Source organism: Methylobacter sp. S3L5C (assembly GCF_022788635.1).
GTDB lineage: Bacteria > Pseudomonadota > Gammaproteobacteria > Methylococcales > Methylomonadaceae > Methylobacter_C.
On record NZ_CP076024.1, the window covers coordinates 1,651,372 to 1,672,381 of the forward strand.

Consider the following 21,010-nt stretch of genomic DNA (forward strand, 5'->3'; position numbering starts at 1 on the left):
TGGGATTGATTTCACCCCTTGAAGGGCTGTCATCTGTAAAATTGTCCCGGCTTAAATGGGCAGTCAAAAAAATGATGGTTATCGTTAAAACCGGTAGATGAATTCGTTGGAATTCGCGACCGTATGCACCAGATCAACAAAAGCAGCTGCACGTATGGGATCCAATTTTTTATTATCCTTTAAGCCGGTAGGTATGCTGACCGCGAATTTACCTTCTGATGTTTTTTCTCTGACGACCTTTTCGTGATTATTCAAAAACTTTTGCAAAGTCTCTTTTTCGCTATCGGAAGCTTTTCGTGAAAATAATATTTGATAGAGCCTGTCCAACTGAGCCGGCTCATCATTACCCGCCTCGTTAATAACCCTTCCGGCCAACGCTTGTGACCATTCGAAAACGACATCACTATTAATCAAGGCAAGTGATTGTAATGGCGAAGTTGTTACTTCACGTTTACTGTGCGCTTCTTGTGCTGAGGCCATGTTAAAGGACTCCAGTAATGGGTAAGGGACACTGCGACGGGTAAAAATATACAAACTACGTCGATTATAATCATGGGCATTCTTGGAAACCTCCCATAGATTGCCGGCACCCAAGTTTGCAGGAACTGGTGGAAATACACTCGGGCCACCCACTTGATCCTCAATTTTTCCCGAAGCAACCAGTAGCGAGTCGCGAATTTGTTCTGCCTCAAGACGTTTACGTGGGAATACTGCCAATAACTTGTTGTCTACATCGGCTTTGGCAATATCTTGACGGTAATCAGAAGATTGACGGTATACGCTGGATAATAAAATCTCACGATGCAGTTTTTTTACGCTCCAGCCTTGCTTGATAAAATTGGATGCCAGATAGTCGAGCAACTCAGGATTGGTAGGTTTTTGACCCGCCTTACCAAAATCACTGACGGTTTCAACGATACCGTGTCCGAAATATTCTTCCCAGACACGATTAACGTAAACTCTTGCTGTCAGCGGGTTAGTATCGCTAGCTATCCAATTTGCCAGAGCTGTTCTACGGCCTGATGAAAATGCGGTGGGTTTAATATCCGGTTTTTCGTCAGTAATAGCTTCAGGAAACGCCGGTTGTACCTGCTCCAGTGGCCGTTCATGATCGCCGCCAAAAAATACATAACTAGGCGGTGCATCAGCATGGCCAAGTTCGGTCATTGCAGAAATTTGAGTCGAGCCGGTAGTTGGCTTAAGATCCTTAAATTTCTTCAAATCATCAGTTAACTTTTCATACTGTTCCCACTTTGCCGTGATTTCCGGGCTGGAATCGGTATCTTTGCCTTTGCTTTCCGCTGCATCCCTAAGGTAAGCCGTTAAGCTGGCTTCACTAGTTACGTTCGCCAGGCGATGGTTAACCCAGCGATCCTGAGCATTCCATTCATTCTTGGGTTTGAAAATGGCTTCTCTGCTATCGGTCAGGTAACGTTCTTTATGATGTTTTTCTGCTTTTTCCCTGACGGTGTCGATAATTGCTTTTTGTTTATCGTGAATTTCTTTGGTAGCGGCTTCCCATTTGTTCCACGCAGTATCATAGTTATGTTCCACAGCGCCTTTTACAGCCGGGATATTGTCAACAGCGCTGACATTGGCAAAAAACGATTGCAACGAGAAGTAATCTTTCTGACTAATCTTGTCGAATTTATGATTGTGGCACCGTGCGCATTCAACAGTCTGGCCCAGCATAACCTTACCTACGGTATCGGTCATATCAGTGGCAATTTGATATTTTCGCTGCACCAGGTCGCGTGAGTTGCTATTGTCCGGGAAGCCCGCCAGAAAACCAGTCGCTATCAAGCCTTCCTGTTTATCAGGTAATAGCTCATCACCGGCAATTTGCTCCTTAACGAATTGTGAATAAGGTTTGTCATGGTTAAACGCGTTGATCACATATTCGCGGTAACGCCATAAATTGGGCCGTGTCTCATCATTCTGAAAACCGGTACTGTCTGCATAACGTGCTAAATCCAGCCAGCGACGCGCTTGACGCTCACCGTATTGGGTCGATGCCAACAAGCGATCCGCGAGTTTTTCATAAGCATCGGGTGACGTGTCATTGACAAAAGCGGCGACTTCTTCCGGCGAGGGGATAACTCCCCAGGCATCCAAAGTGGCGCGGCGTATAAACGCCGAGCGATCTGCATCAGGTGAAGGTGTCAGGCCTTTTGCCTCCAAAGGCCCCAGAACGAAAGCATCAATGGGTGTGCGTACCCACGCTTTATTATTAACAGTTGGCGGCGTCGGTGATTTTACCGGTTGATATGACCAGAGTTTTGATTTGGTCGTTTGAGGCGCCGGAGCCTCTGCAGCCGCTACTTTGGTGTCTATTACTACCGCTGCCGATGGAGCTGTTTGCGGTGCTGGCGTAGCTGTTGATGCTTTTACTTCTGGAGTTACTACTGCGGCTGGCTGGCTCTCAGCTGTGGGCGCTAATGCCGGGGCTGGTGCTGCCGTCGCCGCTGGTGAACCGATTACAGCTACCGGGCTGTTAAATAGATCCGCTTGTGGTTTCTCACCTATGACACCAACCGGATTATTGAATAGATCCGCCGTTGCCAAAGCTTCCCCTGCTATTGCGCCGGTAAGCCCCCACAAAATTGCGAGATACAGTTTCTTTTTGTTCATTGATTTACTCCAAAAATAAAAGCGTTTGACATCTTTGTTAGCATCGCTGTATCAAAAATTAATGGTTGGGTTTTTCTGCAGTTTTGGTTTTGGGTGCAGGAATGGCAATTTTGGTAAGTTTTCCGCCCTCGGCTTCGTAGTATTGTGCGCCAACGTAACCGGCCACTTTATAGCCTTTACTGGCTAATAAATCAGCTGACTTGCCTGAGCGTCCGGCATGGTTGGATACGGTAACAATTGCTCTGTCTTTGGGAATAAAATCCAGACTTTTTTCCAGTTGATCAGCCTGAATGCTCAGGTAGACAGGAAAACCGCCAATTGAACTGACTTCATCCGGGCGTCGTAAATCGATAATCAGTAGTTGATCAGGCTTGGCCAGTAAAGCGTCCAGTCCTGCGCGGTTAATTTGTGGAGACTTGGGTTTATAAGCTTCAGCAACTGGCGCTTCTACTTTTGGTGCGTTTTTGGTTGCTCCAAAGGCGATAGGAGTAGAAAAAATCAATAATAGCAGTAGTAATTTTGAAGATTTCGTCATGGTTATTTCTCGTTGATTAATTGTTAAAAGCGTATAGAGCACGCGTCATAGTGATGCAGTCAATTATAGGTGAGCAGCTATCATGCCAACGCTGCCGTAGCCATCACAGGGATAAAAAAAACGGCCTAAAAAACTGTTAGTCTATTGATTTTTAACAGTAAAATTATTTTAGTGGTGGTTGTGATTGGTACTGCCTATTGGCTGCGCTATGTGGTGCCTAAACGAGTTTGTTGAAAAAACAGCAGGCCAGCATCAGGCACTGTCGCTGCATAAACAGATAATGACTGCGATGAGTCTTTGCGGAAAATTAAGGCGCTGGAGAATATAAAAATCAGACTACCAATTTAAAGTGGGATGGTTTTACAGATATCATCCCTTCAAGGGATGGTATCTGTTCTGGCTTGGTTGGTAGCCAAAAATCAGATGAGATGACGGCGGTAAAAAATGCTGGTGCAGGCTTCTTGGGGGTATTACTGATTAATGCAGGAGCAGTTTTGTATCTGTGAAGCGTGACGGGGATTTGCAACCCCGTCACTCATGTTTTGAAAACGTTTGAAGCCTTCAAACGTTTCGGTCAGGGTTGCAAATCCTGACCGGCATCGTAATAACCCTTAATTCCTTCAAGGGATGGTATCTGTAAAAACGTCATATCTTAAAGCAGTCAATCCGGTCATAGCCATTGTTGGCATACTCGCGTGCGGCATGCAGAAAACGTTTGTTCTTGGTTACGTTTGAAAAGTCTTACATTTTTGCGCTTAACTGAACACCATACCAAACCGGATAAGGGTAAGGACTATAAGAGTTCCAGCCCTGCTCGTGCTCATTATTATTAAATAAGTTTTTGACTATAAAGCTGGCATCCAAAATATTGTTTTTGGTACCAACACCCACAGCAAGGTCGGTTAAACTTCTTGGATTAGTCGTGCCGTAAACTGACAAATTGTCGGTGTTATTGTAACCACTCTGGAAATTGGTCGTCACGCTGGTATGGAACACATATTTATTATAAAAGGGCTTGCTATAATCGGCACCGACAACAAAACTCCATTTGGAAGCACCGGGCAAGGTTTTACCGCTCATATCAACAAAGCTGCCGGGCAGGTACGCCAACTCTTCCGGCTTGGCGGCATTTTTGTAGTCTACATATTTGGCAATGTTGTAGGCACCATTCAAGCGCAATGACAAGTCAGGAATTAGATTAAATACACTATCCAACTCGACACCATGCACACGGACTTTGTTAACGTTGCCTTGTGCCGCCGTATAGGCCAATGGATTGACTACACCGTTGGCAATATTTTGATTAGTCGAAAATTGGTCGACCACTTGAACGGTTTGTTGATAGTTTTTTATATCCATTATAAAAGTATCAACATTAACGATCACCTTCTTATCCAGCCAGAATGATTTCAGTCCCAATTCTGCGGCGTTGGTTTCTTCGGGTTTAACGGTATCTGGTAAGCCATTGGTAACAATTGCAGAACCCGATTTTTGACCATATTGCCAAGACACATAGGTGGTTAAGTCGTCATTGATCTTGTAAGTCGGTGTAAATTGACCGGTAAACAATACAGCGTCATATTCACTATTAGCCGTATTATATAATTGCCCAATTTGGTTGGCGCGGACTGTTTTTGCGGTGCCAATCTGGGTTTTTTGGGCAGCGGTCAGGCTATTGTAAGCCGCCCCAGCGGTATTGGTTATCGCCGTGCCAAAGTAGCGGTTAGCCACACTATCTGCCAGTTGTAATTGAGTAGCAGAGTTGGCGCCTAAAACACCTGTAGCGTTGGAGTTAAATCCTCCCGTTTGGACACCGCGCACGGCAACAGGATTTAAGGCGGACCCCGCTCCGTTGGCAGTGACGATTCTGTTATCAGCTGTTTCGCGATGCTCCTTGGTTACTCGTAAGCCGGGAATTAAAGAAAATTTGTCGGTAAAATGCAATTCTCCTTCACCAAAAATAGCGCCGGATAACGTACTGACTTTGGTTGCCTGCTTGACACGTGCGTCTTGTAAAGAATCTTTAAGCAGTGCCAGTCCGGCACCCCGATTGGTACCCGCATTTTTATCCAGGATATTGTATTGCGCATTGGTGGCAAACCACGCGCCGGCATCAGATCCCCAACCATTTTTTGAATCAATGGTATCGTTGGTTTTCATTCCAAATAGACCGGCTTTATAATCAAAAAAACCGCCGAGGTTATTTTTGATTTTAATTTCCTGGGTGTATTGTGAATAATTTACGCCGCCACCGTTATCGACATTGATATCGAAAGGTGTGTATTCGTCATTGTGTGCGTCGAATCTATATTGGCGCACTGCGGTAATGGAACTTAAAACATGGTCAGCAACACTCCAGTCAGTCTGTAGTGAAGCCCCTTGATTGGATACGGTTTGACCTTTATTTTGATCAAACCACACGGTTTTGCGCGCTTCACCGCCAATATAATCGTTCCAGTTAAAACCCCGGCCCTGGAAATAAGCACGTGGGCCGGTAAATGCGCCGGAAGTATTGGTAAAACCATACAGCCTTGTTGATGCCAGCGACCCTGCACCATTCGGATCTACAAGGCTGCCATTGGCATAATTTTGGGGTTGGGCATGATAGAAATTCAGGCCATTTTGAAGTTGTGGTTGTTTGGGCTCAAAATCAGCCATTAATCTTGTAGTTATAGTAGAGGTAGGGGTAAACAGTAACTGCATCCGTCCACTGAGTCGGTCCCTGTTATAAAGACTGTAGTTTGAATCATACTCCTGCCCATAGTAACCTTTTGCTTTGTCGACAATGAAGGAGCCCCGCCAGGCCAATAGATCATCAACCACAGCGCCACCAAGTGCACCTTTAATAACAAGGGTTTCTTGTTGCCCATAGGCTACGGAGAGATCGGCTGTAGGAGTAAATGTAGGCGCCTTGGAGGTAATAATAACTTTACCTGAGCTGGCACTTAAACCGCCTTCGGTACCTCTTGGGCCTCGTGTAACAACTGCGTTATCAACATCGTAAAAACTAAAGTTGGCCAGTTGCGATAAGCCATAGCTGACATTGTCGACCGTTATGCCAACGCTCGGATCTTGGGTTTCTGTAAATGACCGTTTGCCTACACCACGAACAGAAAGGGAGGCGCCTCGGGTATTATTTTGGTTAAACTGGACGTTTGAAGCGCGTCGTGTAATACCACCCAAATCTTGCACAAGTTGTTTATCAAGATCCTTGCCTGAAATAATTGATTCTGACTGTTTTACATCATGTAGCTTTTCAAGCAATGGTTTTGCGCGGCGGCCACTAACAACTACTTCACCAAGATCCTTGGTTTCCTCAACTTCTGCTTGAGCAACCACTTCGGCAGGCTCGGTTGTCGCTGCATCTGGAGTTTCTGCGCCAATAGTAGATGTAGCGGATGTAGCCGGTATCGCTCCCGTACCAGATGTTGCACCAACTTTTTGCGCCGCTTGTAATTGCTCCAGTTGCTCGCGTAAACGGGCATTTTCCGCCTGCAATTCATTCACCACATCGACTTTATGAATTTTGTTTTTTGATTTTCTCTTGCTGTCAGCTGCGTCAGCATCCTCAATAGCCATTATGGAAGAGCAGGCCACCAAAGCCGCTGCCACGCAGACAGAAAGTGTTTTTTTACGGCTTACTGTATGAGGTATACCCTGCTGTCGGCTAATGCCGTCTGTAAAAGCACTTATTGAGTTATAGTTCATTATTTATTTTCCTTGATTAAAAATTCAAACCCATGTGACAGCTTCAAGTATTTGAAATGTATTTTTGGTTTTTTGCTAAGCTAATGCCGGCACACGTTGATTTTATAGCCAATTTAGCTGGTGACATCCCTGAAACGGGCAGGGTTATCAGGTACTAAAGCAAGCTCTGTACCAATTTTGAAATAGCTGGAATTTTTCTTTGAAATAGAGTGAAATGACAAGGCAAGATATTGATTTATAGTGATAATTATATTTTTTTGCGGAGATGTTTTTCTGTAATTAACGAGATAGGCAGAGGCAATTAAGGTTCTTTTACCTGCTTATGAATATGCACCCTCTGTTGATATAGTGTTTGTTAATCAACAGTCGTACCTTGTTAATCAGTTGATGTTTCACCAATAATTGTTAGTGCCGTTATCATGAAAAACGGCTGCGTAACATCAATAACCCTGTTTTTTTTTTGCAGGCTTCCGAGGCAAAACCATGGGTTAATCAAGTCTTGTAGGGAATAAGGTCGCTTAAATATCGAGGGGATTTATACGGATTGGATTTTCAGGTATTTCAATGTTGATGACAGGCAACGAACTGAAAGTTTTGTAAAACGGAGGAAGCTGTTTTTTAGAAGAAATGCGCTGAATGCAGGTAGGGTAATTAAAGCGAATAACAGGGGAGGACTTTATTAAAAAACCTTCGGCGGGTTAGGGTAACAATCGCCAACCCGCCTTTTGTCAAAAGATCATGCAGTCGCTATTTTGAACAGGGTTTTACTCCTTGATACGAATCAGGTCATGGCAGCCTTTGCAAGACTCACCGACTTTGCCAAACTGGGTCTTGATCAAATTGACATCACCGGTTGCTGCCACTTTTGCCAATTCGTTTGCCGCTTCATTAAAGGTATTGGCCGCGACGGTCACTTCGGCTTTTTTCTGGAAAAATTCCGGTTTAAGACGGGTTTTTACCCAGCCAATACCCTGATCTGTCCCTTCACCATAGAGTGCGCCCAATCCTGAGTTGGCAATGGCTGCAATGGCATTGGCCGCTGCCGTAACGGTATCTTTGTTATAGGTTTCGGGGTGATCGACTACCTGGCTTTTTATTTTTTGAACATTCCAGGCCGCAAATGAGTAGGCAGACTGACGAAATCTTATTTGTTCTTCAATGGGACCGGCTATGGCCGCGGTCCCGGTTGCAGCAAGCAAAATCGCGAGTGTTAATTTTTTTTTCATTTTTTGGTTCCTTATTGAGTGTTATAAAAATGTTGATGCCTTAGGCGATTTCCTGTGAAGAATATACCCACGTCGCTGGTCTTTTTATTCATTGGCTGCGTTGTCAAAATAGTTACGTAGTCAGCTACGCGCCTATTTTTCCGCCTCGGCAACTGCTCCTGCGTTACTCTACCTCCTGCATCCTTGCAGTCGTTGAAAATAAACAAAAATCCTGTGCCACTTGGGACTATTCATTCTTGGACATCGCCTTAAAAACTTGATGGTGCCTGTGCTGTTTGTTGTTGGCTTTGAACGGGATATAGTTGCGTTATTCCGCCAGAAACACCCCACACCACAGTGCCGGAAATAATCATCGACAAAATAAAGCGCATTGGGCCAAAGCTTTTATCGGGGGTTATTGCCATTGCTTCTGCCAAGGCGACGGGGATCTCTTTTTTTCCGGTCAGCATGGGAGTCACCAGATTGGTTTTTTTTACCCATCGGTAAAAAATGATGGCGACTATATGCAAAACAACAAACCCTAACAAGACATAGAAGGTGGTACTGTGCAAGCCGGTTAACTTGTTGCTAAAAGACTTGTCGACAAAGTCGAACAACGGCCCTTCAAAGGCGATATCGTCGTTGGCAAACAATCCGGTACCTACCTGCACAGCAACTGTAGTCAGCAGGGCTATAACTGACAGCGCTCCTAACGGATTATGACCGATACCCTGCCAGCGACCTTTAAGATAAGCGGCAAGTCGTGAAAAGGTCGGAAAGAAGGTCGAAAATCGGGAATGTGTCGAGCCAATGAAGCCCCAGATAATCCGAAAAATCAGTAAACCCAAAATAAAAATACCTAAACGACCATGCCAATCAATGAGCGATCCACCGATTTTGGCGGTGATGTAAGAGGCTGCCACAGAAACTGCCAGTAGCCAATGAAACAGCCTGTGTGGCAAGTCCCAAATATGAATAGTAACTTTCATCTTGATTCACCTTTATTTAACTGGCGTACTTAACTGAACAGCCGTATGGTTTGGTATTGGTTTTGGTGATTTTTCTGCCTGCAGCAAGATCGGCCAAGGCTGCACTGATGTAATTTTCGGCTTTGGCAATGTCAGACTGATCGGCAGAAGGGATACTGTCTATGCCACCTTTGTAAACCAACACGCCTTGCGGATCGATAATAAAAAACTGTGGCGTATTGGTTGCACCGTAAAGCTTGCCGATTGAACCATTACTGTCCAGAACGGTATTTGTTGGGGTTGCGCCGCGATGAGTATTCAGTTTCTGCGCGGTTTCACCGGTAACATTACCTTCTTTACCCGGTGCTGAAGTGATGACCTGTAGCCAGACAATGCCTTTAGCGACGGCATCTTTTTGTAAGGCAGGAATATTGCCGCTTTCATAGTGTTTTACGACGAACGGGCATTCATGGTTGGTCCATTCCAAGACCACGGTTTTTCCCCGTAAGTCGGCAAGGTTGATGGTACTGCCATCAGCGGCTGCTCCGGAGAATAAAGGTGCCGGCTTATCGATTATGGATTCGGAGTGAACTGCCACGGATGTAAAAGCGAAAGCCAGGCTTAATAAAGCCATTGGGTAAAATCGATATAAAAACATACAAACTCCGTAATAATTATAAAAGGGACGGTAAAAATCGTGACAAGTCGTTGGTGATGATTTGTCAGTATAAATCCGACCTAAATTGCCATACATTCAATGATCCCTTTATACATATACTCCACACTGTCATAACTCGATCATAAATTCCGTAAACATGACCGTGCTGAGTATGCGTATAACGAGATCCCAAAAAATATTAAAAAGGCAGAAAATCAATCCATTGTGTTCCTGCCAAAACTGATCCATCACTGGCGAATAATTAACTGATTGGTAATGTTTATTGGTTTTATCGACTTCCTAAACAAGGAACTTGATCACATCGACTTGCCTGTTGACGTTACCTTTGTCAGTTTATTCGTTTCCTGATAAGGAGATAACCGCTCCATGGATATCTTCTTAATTCTTACTCTTCCTGCATTATTTGCCCGGGTAATGACTAGAGCGCTGTTTCTACCAGTAGCGAGGGAGCAACGGCTTTTGTTACAATTTCCGGGGTCAATATCTGGGGGAGTACAACCGGATTTTTTAAATTGCCGATTCCTCCCGGATAAAAGACATAAAGCGGTACACCGCTACGGCCAAATTCGGCAAGAATTTTGGTGATTTCAGCATCGCGGTTAGTCCAGTCGCCTTTTAGATAAGTAACATCCGCTTTTTCAAAAGCATCAATGACTGAATCCTGACTGAGGGCAACTTTTTCATTAACCAAACAGCTGATGCACCAGGCTGCCGTCAAGTTAAGAAATACCGGTTTGCCTTCGCTACGTAATTTGGTTAAACGCTCTGCGGAGTAAGATTCCGAATTATTTGCAGAGGCAACCTTTAGCGAGGGCGACGCAGGGGCTGTTTCTATGCCAAAGTAACTTCCGATTAAAGCCAGCCACAGCGAGAATCCGGCAACGCTGGCGCCACTGAGTTGTGTGGATCTTTTTGCTGTTTTGGTGGCTTCGTAGAGCCAGGCAGCAAAGGCGATGATAACCATCCCGCCTAAAGCGATAGCAACGGCATTAACGCCGGCTTGTTGTGCCAACACCCAAACCAGCCAAACTGCTGTTGCATACATGGGAAATGCCAAGCCCTGTTTTAACCTATCCATCCACAGGCCAGGCTTGGGTAATCGTTTTTGTAAGGAGGGCCACTGGCTTAATAGTAGATAAGGTAATGCAAGTCCCAAACCCAGGCAGAAAAATACCGCTAACAAGGCAGCGGGTGGTTGAGTTAAAGCAAAGCCCAGCGCAGCTCCCATAAACGGCGCGGTGCAAGGTGTCGCAACAATAGTGGCCAAGACACCGGTAAAAAAGCTGCCACTGTAGCCGCTGCGTCCGGCCAATGAGGAACCGATTCCCATTACCGAGCCGCCAATTGAAAATACACCGGACAGACTAAGTCCGACGGTAAACATTAAATAGGCAACTGTCAGCACAAACAGCGGTGATTGAAATTGAAAGCCCCAGCCAATTTCAGCGCCACCGGCTTTTAACGCAATCAGTGCGATACCCAGCAACCCAAAACTCACCAGTATGCCCAGCGTGTAGGCCAAGCCATGCAGGCGGTTTTGCCGCGGTGCTTGCTGTGCATGTTTTATTAAGGCCAAGGCTTTAATGGACAGTACCGGAAAAACGCAGGGCATCAGGTTTAATATAATGCCGCCCAGGAAGGCCAACAGTAAGGCGGAGGCGAGTACCAAGTCGGGTTTTTCGGTATTGATGGGTGCAATACCGGCAACCGTTTTACCTGTAACGTTTACACTATATCCGCGTGTAACCGTGCCGCTGCTACCATTTTCGGTAATTGTTAAAATACCGGTCAGGTTTTCGCCGGGAGATAATGGTGCATCTCCCGGTTTTAGTTGTAACTCAATGGTATTACCTGAAAATTGCCAGGGTTGTTCCGCACCGTGTGCAACATTTCCCCATTTGGCTGGATAAAACCGGATATTTTTAACCGCGGTGGGTTGTAGTTCGGCATCCGTTATTTGCAACGATAAGGTCTTTTCGCTGTGCGTCAATTTTATCGGCCAAGGATTTATCTTCGGCAAACCGGCAAGAGCGGTTTTGATCAGCGGACTGCCGTTTCCAGTGTTGGTACCGGGTAAAACAATCGGTAAAGACAGCGTTAAATCGACTTTTTGAGGAATACATATTTCTTCACAAACCAGCCATTTTACTTTGGCATTAATACGAAATTCGCTGCCGACGACACTATCAAGCGGCACTTTAATGCTGGAAAGTAAGGTAACTTCGTTTTCATAGCCGTAATTGGTTACCGGTCCCATAACAATGCGACCAGGAGTCGGCCATTGAATTTCACCGGCTGTTGCGCCGGCAGGCAGAGTATAGACAATTGTCGTGGGTAAACCGGAATCTCCGGGGTTTATCCAATAGGTATGCCAATGAGGAATAATGCGTTGATGCACACCTACCAAAATTTCATCGCCCGGATGTACGGCACCGACAGAGGCAATCAGTTGCGCCTTGACCTGGTCGGTTTCTGCTGCAAACGAGTCGGCCTGTGCGTTAAGACTGCACATGCCAAGCAAAATAAATACAATAGTCAGTAGGCGAAATTCAAACATAAACATCCGGAATTATCGGTAATAAGGTGATTCCCGAGAAAGAATCTTGCATCAAGACTCTGCTTGCCAAGAAAAAACAGGGTCCACGAAAATCACGAAAATCACGAAAAGCACGAAAAGCACGAAAAAAAAATAGTTAAAATAATATTGTTACAAGATTTTTGTGGGTTGATTCCTTATTGGAAACCAACCTCGGCCTTAACTACGCAATTGTTGGTTAAAAAATTCGATCGTGCGTTGCCATGCCAATTTTGCAGCAGCTTCGTCAAAACGCGGCGTGGTGTCATTGTTAAAACCGTGTTGTACGCCCGGATAAATGTAGGCTTGATAGTGAATGCCGGAGGCTTTTAAGGCGATCTCGTAAGCCGGCCAACCCGCATTGATACGCTCATCTTCGCCGGCATAATGAAGTAATAAGGGCGCTTTGATTTTTGCCGTGTCTTCTGCAGTGGGTTGGCTGCCATAGAAAGGTACACCAGCGGCCAGATCAGGAATTTGTGTTGCCAGAAAATTAACAATACCGCCGCCGTAGCAAAAACCTACCGCGCCCACTTTACCGTTGCCTTCGGGCAGATTTTTCAAGATGCCGGCAGCGGTGATAAAGTCGGCGTGCGTTTTAGTTTGATCCAGTCCTTTAAACAGCTCACGCGCCTTATCTTCATCACCGGGATAACCCCCTAACGGAAACAGGGCATCGGGAGCAAAAACGATAAAATTATCAAGGGCAATACGTCTTGCAATATCTTCGATATGTGGGTTAAGGCCGCGGTTTTCATGCACTACCAACACGGTCGGTAATTTACCGGTAAATTTTGCCGGCTGAACCAAATAACCACGAATCTTTCCGTAACCGGCAGGCGAGGGATATTCAACGTATTTTGCCGTCAGTCGAGGATCATCACTGCCTATTTGTTGCGCTTGCGCAAAGTTTGGACTTAAGGCTTCAAGCAACCCTTCGGCAGTCAAACCCAATACGGTAAATTTTGCCGCCGAAGCCAAAAATCCCCGGCGTGATAATTGGCCGTGGACATAGCTGTCAAATAGTTTCAGCACTTCCGGTTCGAAGTCTTTCGCGGTTTTACGTGTCATAGGATTTCCTTGGATATTGTTTATTTACGGATATTACAAATCAACGTATCTGTGTCGGGTTACGGCTAGCGCCTAACCCGACCTGAACTTGCCGTGCAACAAAATTATTTCGCGCGACCTTTAAATCCTTGCGCAAGCAGAGGAATTTTGTAAGCAGCTCCGCGTCCTACGGCATAAAGTGTTTTTTTATCGGTGCCTGCAAAAGCTATGTTTTGCGGCTTTTTGGGCAGGATAATAATACCCAGCGCTTCGCCCTTGGCACTAAATACTTCAATACCGGAATTGGAGGCGACATAAAGTCTGTCTTCATCATCAATGGCAAGACCGTCTGCACCGCTAGACCAGATGTTATCTTCATTTTTCCAGCCATCCAGCTTGGCAAAGTTTCTTTTATTTGAGATCGCACCATTAGTGCCAACGTCATAAGCCAAAATGTTTTCGCCTAGCGTGTTGGCGACATACAGCACTTTTTCATCTTTACTCAATTGAATACCGTTGGGGCGCTCAATATCGTTAGCCAGTCGCGTTAACTGACCCGCAGGGGTAACGTAAAATACACCCGGATGAGAAACAGGAGGGGTAGGGGTTTCTTTCGTCGGCCGGGTACCACTGTCAGTAAAGAAAATACCACCACTCTTATCCAGCACGACGTCGTTGGGTCGTTGAAACAGTGTTCCTTCAAAATTTTCAGTAAAGGTTTTTTGTTTATCAAGCGGGTAAATAATGCCTACCTGAGGTTTAAGGGTTTGCACGGCAATGATTTCACCACTGGCATTTAAGGCAAGGCCGTTGGCACCATTGGAGTTTTCCAAAAATGTTGAAACGGTATTGTCAGGTGCGATACGTATAATCCGGTTAGCCTGTGTTTCTGTAAACAACAAACTACCATCCGGGTAGCCAATAGGCCCTTCTGTACCTTTAAAGCCATCTTTGATTAATTCGATGATCACACCGCCTGCCGCCACGCCAGGAATAGGGGGGGTAACCGGATCGTCAGCCTGCGCCGAGGCAGTAAACGCCAAGGCAGCCAACGCTAAAAATAATTTCGTGTGTGAAGTTTTAAGTAACATCTATTTTATCCTTTGAATTAATCTTAAATAGTCTTTTAAAGTAAAAGTTTGGCGGATAACAATCAGCTTTTAGTCTTATTTGTAGCCTGTGATTTCAGATCCTTTTTAGTAAACTGGTTGCAGATGCTAACCAGCTCCAAAAGAGCCGGTCAGTCGTCTGATTTTTTGCCCTGATTACTTGGGGATCGTTAGTACGGCTAACTTGGTAATGCCGGAGCGTTCTATTGATGCCATCACTTTGGCGACAATGCCGTATTGAACGGCATCGTCTGCGTTAAGATTAAGTGCAATCTCAGGATCAGCGGCCTTACGGGTTATCAGTTCGTTTTCAAAGGCTTCGATAGCAATCTCTGTTTTGTCCATGAATACTTTCCCTTTGGCATCAACGCTGATATAAACTGCATCTTTTTCTTCGGGAGCCGCAGTTTCAGCAGTCTTGGGCAGATTGACGTGTACGGCTTGAGTCAATAAAGGGGCTGTTACGATAAATACGACCAACAGTACCAGCATCACATCAACCAGTGGCGTGACGTTGATTTCACTCATCACATCATCATCATCACCGCTATCTTTGGTATTAAAAGCCATTAGATTTGCGCTCCTTCTGGTTGTAATTCATTATGATTTGTTTTGATAACCGGTTTTCTTGTTACCGGCTCGTTGGAGCGTGACGGGGCAGGCGCACCGTAACCTTGACGCTTAATCAAGAATGCCGTTTTTAAGGCAAGATGAACAAAATCGATAGAGAAATCGTCAAGAAATGCCCAAATCACCTTGTTTCTGCGAATAAAAAAGTTGTATCCGATTACCGCCGGTACCGCGACGGCAATACCCACAGCGGTAGCAACAAGTGCTTCACCGATAGGGCCGGCAACTACGTCGAGACTGGCTGAGCCGCTTTTACTGATACTGGTCAGTGCGCCCATAATTCCCCAGACGGTACCGAACAAACCCACAAATGGCGAGATACTGCCTACGGTTGCTAATATGGCCAGTCCGCCTTCCAATGCACTGCGTTCTTTTTGCATTTGTTGGCGTAAACGTCGATCCAGCAGTTCCTGACGATCGCCGGTATGCTCCAGATCATGGGTCGTTGTCCCGCCATCGGCTTCCAGTAACGTGGCGAACCCCGCTTCAGCGACTCTGGCAGCCGGGCCGTTATTACCTTGTATTGCAGAAGCGGCCTGAAAATCCTCGGCTCCCCAAAACTTCTTGCTAAAAGCCCGATTGTGATGCGAAATCCGCAGATGCTGTATACCCTTAATCATTATCAAAGCCCATGTTACGGCAGAAAACGCGATTAAAATCCATAAAGTGGCATCTACAATTAGCGCCGAGGTGATTTCAGGAGCCGCAGGTGCTATATCCGCTGCCGAAGTCGCCAGATTTGTAGCTGCAGGTGAAGCATCCGCAACGGTTGTTGCCGCTCTATTAGCCGCGCCGGCAATATCAGTGCCTGAAATTGGTGAGCCTGAAAGGGGTGTTTGAGTGGCTGCTTGTGGAATTTCCGCTGCAGCAGATGTTGTTTCTGTCATGATTAAAACCTCAACCTTGTAAATTAAAAGAAATTGGAACGGTTACCAAGCCATCGATTGGCGTGGTTCCTCGCATAGCCGGAACAAATGACCATTTTTTAACGGTTCTAACCGCTTCATCATCCAAGACATCTTTGCCGCTGGATTTAAGTACAGAAACAGTGTCAGGCTTGCCACTGGCCAGAACATGTACTTTCATCAGCACTTTGCCTTCCCAGCCACGATCCATGGCTATTTCAGGATAAACCGGCGGTGGATTATTCAGATAACCGGCGCCTGCACGTGGTTGGGTTACTTTTTCCACTACCGGTGCGGGAGGAGCAGGAACTAGCGGAGCAGCTGCATCAGTGACCGTACTGGTTGATGGAGCAGGTGGCTGCTCGATAACCGGTGGTGCCGCTTTGGGTTTTATCTTGGGTTTGGGCGGTTTTTTAAGCGCCACCACTTTGGGTGGCGGCGGTGGCGGTGGCTGAACGACCGGCTTGGGTGGCTGGGGACGAACAAATGAAATTTGCACCTTAGATGGCGGCTTAACCGGTTCGACCAACTCTTCTTCGACAGGTATTTGCTTGAAGTGATCGACGACAAAGGAGTGTATGACTATCGACAAGATGCCGATAAGCAGATAATCGATGGCTTTGTTGTCGCGAACTTCTGAATTATGTTTAAAATCGCTCAACACTACAGGGACCGATGAACCGGAGAATCTTTTTATCAGTCGACTGGCACCCACATTAATGGAAATGACATTACCCTTTTTCTTTTCCGGTATAAATGTAGATGGATCAACTCTATTAAAAACTTTTAATTGACTACTCATGCGATATCTCCCGTTGTTTAAAAAGTCACCGGACCTTAGCTGTTCAATGACAAATCAGCTTGATAATCCAAGTGCTGGCCGGCTTTAATTAATACTGTTGATTTAGATAAAGCAGGTACCGTGCCATATTTTCTTAAAATCATAAATATTAGGAGGGAATGTTATAGAAAATGACTATAACCATCTGTATTTAATGGTTTTATAGCGTTATGACGAGTTTTGTGAAGCAGGTTTTTAGGATAGAAATTCGACTTGATGGCAATGATTACTCAATTAACGACTGTTTGTTGATCATCAGTTTGAATAACCTTTTGTTACTCAGGTGTTTCCTGAGCAACAGTTTATGGAGTCAGGCCTGGCTAATTTTCAGGTGATAGGGTGAACAGGAAAGCAATGTTGGAATTAAATCTTGGGTAAGACGGGGGTTTTGCAGAAAATCATGCCCTCTTTATTTATTGTCCACGAAAAGCACGAAAGACACGAAATAAATGCAGAGTTTTTATTATTAAGCGGGGCTTGGGTTTGCAATCTTCTTATATTTCATCTGGTTAACTAAGTCATCGGTCAAAAGCAGTAGGCAAAAAATCGTTGTCCACCCTACCGAGAGAAGTTTTTTATGGTCAGCATCGACTGGCTTAAGGTGGAATTTAAGAAGGCCGCAAATATTGCCTGTATTGGTGGGGAAAAAAGCTAGTCTTATCCTAAATGGAGTGCGATACAACGTGTCATATTGGAGAAGTAAGGCTAACAAGCAAAATCCAATGTCCACGAAAGTACGAAAAAAGGCACGAATTTATTGCTTTTCTGGGCTTGTAATCAATAAATAGGAGCCGATAACATCCCTTATAAGGGATGTTATCGGTAAAATCGTTTTACTCTGACTAATTTTCAAGCAGAAGCTTGGCTACTATTAAGAAATTATTTTCGATTGAGAATCAGTCAATTGCCGAATAACCCGATATTTTTACGACGATTTAAGCCCATTATTCCGAGCATGCCGCTCAATAATAGCCAGACTGCACCGGGTAATGGCATTGTAGCAGGTACCGAAACGATGGCAACATTGCCCGGACGAACAGCCCATAAATACAGATTCTTAGACTTAATGGAAGGGTTTAGGTAACCAGCACTAGTGTCTTGGGACCAGTTAATGTCTTGCACTGAGTCATAAACCGTCAAAGGGTCACTGGACGTTAAAGACGCATGGGCTGTGCCAGTTGCTACGGTGCCAATAATTAAGGCTAGTGCTAAGCGTGTTTTTTTAGGTTGCATATTGTTACCTATAGAAAATTTTTATTAAATTTAATGTAACCCGGCTGGCTTATAAGCGCCGTGGCTGTCCGTCCTTATCTTGTAATAAGTTTGGCTTTTTTATTCGTCAATCATGCACACTTGGATAAAAGTGTAACACAATCTTGCAATTTCTATAAGCAGGCAAGCTCGCCTGCTTATAAATGCTTAAAATTGTTGCTATTTCAAAACCGTAAATAAATAAAGAATAACTTCTAAAAATAGTGAGTCGGGTTTTGAATGGTAACAAGCACTCTACAGACACTAAAGTCATGGGCTGTGCTGAGTTACGACGCGCATCGTTCGTGATTGATAAGATATTTTGATGACGCTATTGAGTGGTATCAGTCAGGTTAATAGCTGCTGACAATAAATATTAAGACAATCTGCAGCAGAAATTTCGGTTTTTTCAGGAACTGTCAATTGGCCAAAAATAATGATTTTTCAAGGTTGCCTTTAGTTGACCAGTGTATGGTTGCGCTGACGCATACAGGTTCTGAATGCTCGTTTAAAGTCCTCGTTGGCTTCATAGCCTTTCCACAAGCCAACGGGAATAGCCAAAATAGCACCACCTGCGGCACCTGTTGCCGCACTGCCGGCTATAGCGCCAACAGCTGCACCACCTGCGGCACCAGTAACAGCACCAACACCTGCACCCATAGCGACTTCTTTGGTGATATCTGATGCTTGATCTGCCAGTGTCTTACACTCTGCCATGTCGCGCTGAACGGTTTCCGGATGTTCATCCAGGCGGGGATCAAGAATTGGACGCCACCCACTCATAGACGCACATCCGGTAGCTAATGCGGAAACCATTAATATTATGGGTAAATTATATTTTTTCATGTTTTCTCCAAAAAAGGATATAGGTCAAACAGCATGCAAAATTTTCCGGTCTTTATAAAATGAACGTCCAGATTTTTCTGCTAATAATTGCTGATTTATTAATATTTATAGGGCCTACTGTCAGGATGGACTGAAATAGCAGTCGCAGAAAATAGCAAATATAGGAAGCAGGTCTTATCTGTTTAAGTGTCTTAGTCGACGATGATAACGACGGAAAGCACGTCTTACGATAGGGTACAGACGATCAAACCCCATCCTGTTTTCCAGGTCGGATTCCTTTTGTCTGGTATTCAACAGCACAAAAAGATGTTGGGCTTGATTTATTAAAAGTTCATTATCCATTTCCAATCACCGCTAAGTTACTGCTGCTTATATTGTTGGGTTTAAAGCCGGCTTTACGGGCAAGTTTACGACTGCGTACAGCTTACATAATCAACATGAGAGGAAGCCTGTAGGTTTGATTAAGATTAGATAAAGATAGCCATAAATTTAACAAGGTAAATGAAACAGTCTCATTTTGCATTGTGACGGTTTTACCGATTAATGATCGCTATTGGTCTGCTACCTGACTACTACTATCAGTCAAACTGCTCAGTTAACCGGATATGGTAAAAAATCTGTCCACTTCACTTCGCCACCGGCTTCGTCAGGTGTCGGCAACATGGCGACATTCCAGCCTCCGCCCAAGGCTTTAACCAGTTGAACCGAGGTTCCCAGTCGATTACCCAAGAGTTGTATCGCCGTTTGCTGGTTATTTAGCGCCACCGCCTGAGCGGTCATTACATTCAAATAACTGACCATACCGGCCTGATATTGATTGGATATCATCGCCAATGCTTCGCGAGCCGCCGTTACGGCTTTGTCCTGAACTTGCGCTTCTTCTTCGAGAATCCGCAGTGCCGCCACATTATCTTCAACTTCCTGAAAGCCGGTAAGTACGGTCTGTTTGTAGAAAGCCACAGTGGCATCGAAACCATCCAGGGTTTGCTTATACTGCGCGTTTTTTCCGCCACCATCCAATAGCGTCAGAGCTGCCCCCGCAGGTCCCAAGGCCCAGTAACGTTTAGCGGCAGTAAATAGCGTCGACAAGGTATTACTTTGAAAGCCGGTACTGGCACCCAGATTTATCGTGGGGAAAAAGGCGGCTTTTGCAACGCCGATCTGAGCGTTGGCAGCGGCGATTTTACGTTCAGCGCCGGCAATATCAGGACGTCTTTCCAGTAATTCCGACGGCAGACTGACTGGAATCGGCGGCGGTGCGATATCCAGCGGTACTGCAATCAGGGATAACTCGGTAGGCGATTTACCTGTCAAAACCGCAATGGCGTGTTCCAGTTTTGCACGCTGCACGCCAAGATTAATGCCTTGTGCACGGGCTGATTCCAATTGGGTTTGGGCTTGTACGACATCGGTTCTGGCGACAACACCGGCGGTATAACGATTTTTAGTAATTTCCAGGGTCTTGGTATAAGCGGCTACGGTTTCATCAAACACCGCTTTTTGTGCGTCTAGTGATCGCAATATAAAATAATCTTCAGCCAGAGTAGCCTGGGTAGATAGTTGCAAGGCCTGCAAGGTGGCGGCACTGGCTTGGGCGCTACCTTCATTGGCTTCAACCTGGCGTCGGATACTGCCCCATAAATCCGGCTCCCAAGCTAATGCCACGGCGGCACCGAAAAGATTTCTAACACCACTGACAGCAACATTTTGACCACTGGCAGCACGAAACCGGTTGGTAGTGCCGGTAACCGTCGCGGTGGGAAAGTAAGCCGATTGTGCCGAGCGCACCAGATCCTGAGCCTGGCGATATTGTGCTTCGGCCTGGGCAATTGATTGATTCCCGCTGACAACCTGTTCTTCCAGACCGTTAAGCCGGGCATCGTTGAATATTTCCCACCATTTGCCGACCAGTAAATTATCACGGGGCTGGGCCTGCTTCCAGCCTTTTATTTCCTTAAAATTATCGGGAATGGCTGTTTGTGGGCGCACATAGTCAGGCCCGACGGTGCAGCCGGTCAGTGGCAGAGTTGATAGTGAATAAATCAGGGTTGGGATAATACGAAAATTCATGACAATC

15 protein-coding genes and 1 riboswitch are annotated in these 21,010 nt (G+C 45.4%); all 15 genes read right to left on the minus strand.

Translation table 11 applies throughout. The features are described from left to right. Positions 1-84: 84 nt before the first annotated feature. Positions 85-2,631 (minus strand): DUF1549 and DUF1553 domain-containing protein, encoded by a 2,547-nt coding sequence (locus KKZ03_RS07655; protein ID WP_243220921.1) that lies wholly within the window; start codon positions 2,629-2,631, stop codon positions 85-87. A gap of 58 nt (positions 2,632-2,689) precedes the next feature. Beyond that, positions 2,690-3,166 carry a rhodanese-like domain-containing protein gene (locus tag KKZ03_RS07660; protein ID WP_243220922.1) on the minus strand — a complete coding sequence of 159 codons (477 nt, stop codon included), beginning with the start codon at positions 3,164-3,166 and terminating at the stop codon, positions 2,690-2,692. Between the two features lie 741 nt (positions 3,167-3,907). Next, positions 3,908-6,874 carry a TonB-dependent receptor plug domain-containing protein gene (locus KKZ03_RS07665; protein ID WP_243220923.1) on the minus strand — a complete coding sequence of 989 codons (2,967 nt, stop codon included), beginning with the start codon at positions 6,872-6,874 and terminating at the stop codon, positions 3,908-3,910. Positions 6,875-7,638: 764 nt separating this feature from the next. Then, complete coding sequence (locus KKZ03_RS07670) at positions 7,639-8,100, minus strand: cytochrome c (protein ID WP_243220924.1); 462 nt, start codon at positions 8,098-8,100, stop codon at positions 7,639-7,641. A gap of 248 nt (positions 8,101-8,348) precedes the next feature. After that, complete coding sequence (locus tag KKZ03_RS07675; protein WP_243220925.1) at positions 8,349-9,068, minus strand: cytochrome b/b6 domain-containing protein; 720 nt, start codon at positions 9,066-9,068, stop codon at positions 8,349-8,351. 16 nt (positions 9,069-9,084) lie between these two features. Continuing rightward, the gene (locus tag KKZ03_RS07680; RefSeq protein WP_243220926.1) at positions 9,085-9,705 is read right to left on the minus strand and encodes a redoxin domain-containing protein; all 621 of its coding nucleotides are present in this window, start codon (positions 9,703-9,705) and stop codon (positions 9,085-9,087) included. Positions 9,706-10,144: 439 nt separating this feature from the next. After that, the gene (locus KKZ03_RS07685) at positions 10,145-12,283 is read right to left on the minus strand and encodes a protein-disulfide reductase DsbD (protein ID WP_243220927.1); all 2,139 of its coding nucleotides are present in this window, start codon (positions 12,281-12,283) and stop codon (positions 10,145-10,147) included. 198 nt (positions 12,284-12,481) lie between these two features. Continuing rightward, positions 12,482-13,372: a dienelactone hydrolase family protein gene (locus KKZ03_RS07690; RefSeq protein WP_243220928.1), complete on the minus strand. Its 891-nt coding sequence runs from the start codon at positions 13,370-13,372 to the stop codon at positions 12,482-12,484. A gap of 104 nt (positions 13,373-13,476) precedes the next feature. Further along, positions 13,477-14,442 carry an SMP-30/gluconolactonase/LRE family protein gene (locus tag KKZ03_RS07695; protein WP_243220929.1) on the minus strand — a complete coding sequence of 322 codons (966 nt, stop codon included), beginning with the start codon at positions 14,440-14,442 and terminating at the stop codon, positions 13,477-13,479. A 174-nt stretch (positions 14,443-14,616) separates the two neighbouring features. After that, on the minus strand, positions 14,617-15,030 hold the full coding sequence (locus KKZ03_RS07700) for a biopolymer transporter ExbD (RefSeq protein WP_243220930.1): 414 nt from the start codon (positions 15,028-15,030) through the stop codon (positions 14,617-14,619). After that, positions 15,030-15,977, minus strand: a complete 948-nt coding sequence (locus KKZ03_RS07705; protein WP_371744871.1) for a MotA/TolQ/ExbB proton channel family protein — start codon at positions 15,975-15,977, stop codon at positions 15,030-15,032. Before KKZ03_RS07705 ends, KKZ03_RS07700 begins: the two co-directional genes overlap by 1 nt. Before the next feature lie 10 nt (positions 15,978-15,987). Beyond that, a complete protein-coding gene (locus KKZ03_RS07710) occupies positions 15,988-16,797 on the minus strand; it encodes an energy transducer TonB (protein ID WP_243220931.1) in 810 nt (269 codons plus the stop codon). Between the two features lie 939 nt (positions 16,798-17,736). After that, complete coding sequence (locus KKZ03_RS07715; RefSeq protein WP_243220932.1) at positions 17,737-18,069, minus strand: hypothetical protein; 333 nt, start codon at positions 18,067-18,069, stop codon at positions 17,737-17,739. Between the two features lie 31 nt (positions 18,070-18,100). Then, positions 18,101-18,174, minus strand: a riboswitch (cyclic di-GMP riboswitch). A 369-nt stretch (positions 18,175-18,543) separates the two neighbouring features. Beyond that, entirely contained in the window at positions 18,544-18,933 is a 390-nt protein-coding gene (locus KKZ03_RS07720) for a glycine zipper family protein (protein ID WP_243220933.1), read from the minus strand. A gap of 591 nt (positions 18,934-19,524) precedes the next feature. Then, positions 19,525-21,003 (minus strand): efflux transporter outer membrane subunit, encoded by a 1,479-nt coding sequence (locus KKZ03_RS07725; protein WP_243220934.1) that lies wholly within the window; start codon positions 21,001-21,003, stop codon positions 19,525-19,527. Positions 21,004-21,010 lie beyond the last annotated feature (7 nt).